The organism is Lactiplantibacillus sp. 7.2.4, assembly GCF_018991185.1.
Lineage (GTDB): Bacteria > Bacillota > Bacilli > Lactobacillales > Lactobacillaceae > Lactiplantibacillus > Lactiplantibacillus pentosus.
Map to the genome: position 1 here is coordinate 1 of NZ_JAGYGS010000136.1, position 1,250 is coordinate 1,250.

Annotated in this window: 2 protein-coding genes; both read right to left on the minus strand. The window is 35.5% G+C overall.

From position 1 onward, the window contains the following. Nucleotides 1-754 (minus strand): EpsG family protein (locus KGF70_RS16860; RefSeq protein ID WP_216786521.1); only part of this gene is annotated, 754 nt, incomplete at its 3' end. A gap of 30 nt (nucleotides 755-784) precedes the next feature. Then, nucleotides 785-1,250: glycosyltransferase (locus tag KGF70_RS16865; RefSeq protein ID WP_216769703.1), on the minus strand; the 466-nt coding region annotated here is incomplete at its 5' end.

The window sequence follows — 1,250 nt, forward strand, 5'->3', positions numbered from 1 at the left end:
TAACAATTAAAATACAAATTTTTACGTATAATGCTGTACTTCCTCCACCATCACCGATTGCTGAGACCTGATAGCCATTGTACGAATCAATACTAGTAGTCAAGAAACCAAACCATTTTTCAAACGAAAATATGACAACTATTGTTACTAAGAAAATCGCAATTACAATTTTCTTAGTTAGTTTCATCTTCCAAATTGGATAAAGTATCAACATTATTAATGCAGTCTTATGAAAAAAGCTTGCCCCAATAACCATTACCAAATACATCCAATCATTGTTTTCTATTAAAAAGGCAACTGCAAGGACAACAAGTGTCAAAGCAAGACATTGCCTTAATGCATTCATTGAAAATGCAAGGAAATTCATCGTGATAAACAATATGATTGAAAGTGACTGACTTGTTGAAAACTTGTTTATAAAGTAACCAATAGCAATCATTTCTATCGTTGCTACGAAAATAAGAAGTATTCTCGGGTTTGGTGTTATTACGTACAAAAATTTGTTTAGTAATACATACCCTAACTCAAAACGGCCGTTAACTAACTCCAGTAAAGAACTACCAGATAAATTTTGAGCTGCCAGTTGACCGTATAATTGTGCATAAGTCAACGTATCGCTTCCAACAGTTAATGCACGAAACGCGATCACAATCCAAATCAGAAACAAACTTAGAAAAGTATATAGTTTCTTTGATAAAAGCTCTACTGGTGTTAAAATTATTGGAACCAAAATTAATGACGTATACAATAACATCTACTCTACTCCTAGCGCTGAATAAGGATCTTACTTCATATCATATAGGCTTTTCCATTGATCTAAGACATGTTGATAATTATACCGACTATGTTCAATCGTCCGCATGACATCTGTAGAGCGAGGCCAATCTCGCTCCAGAGTGATATGACACCATTTTTGTAAATCGCTTTTATGCCTAATTGGAGAAAAAATAACATTTTCAATGGCTAGCTCAGGTGAAATACGATCACTTGCAATGATTGAAAGACCGTTAGCCTGCGCTTCCAATCCAACCGTGGGCAATCCCTCATACAAGGAAGGTAACCAGAACAAGTCAAATGCTGAATAAAACGCAGTTACATCTTGCTTTGCACCAACAAAAATAACTGACCTTTCAATATTCAGTTGACTTACAAGTGTCCTCAGATCATCTTCGAGTGGTCCACTACCCACGAGCATTAATTTGTACTTTTCCGCCGATGCATGTAATAGACTAAAGGCTCTGATCAGAAAT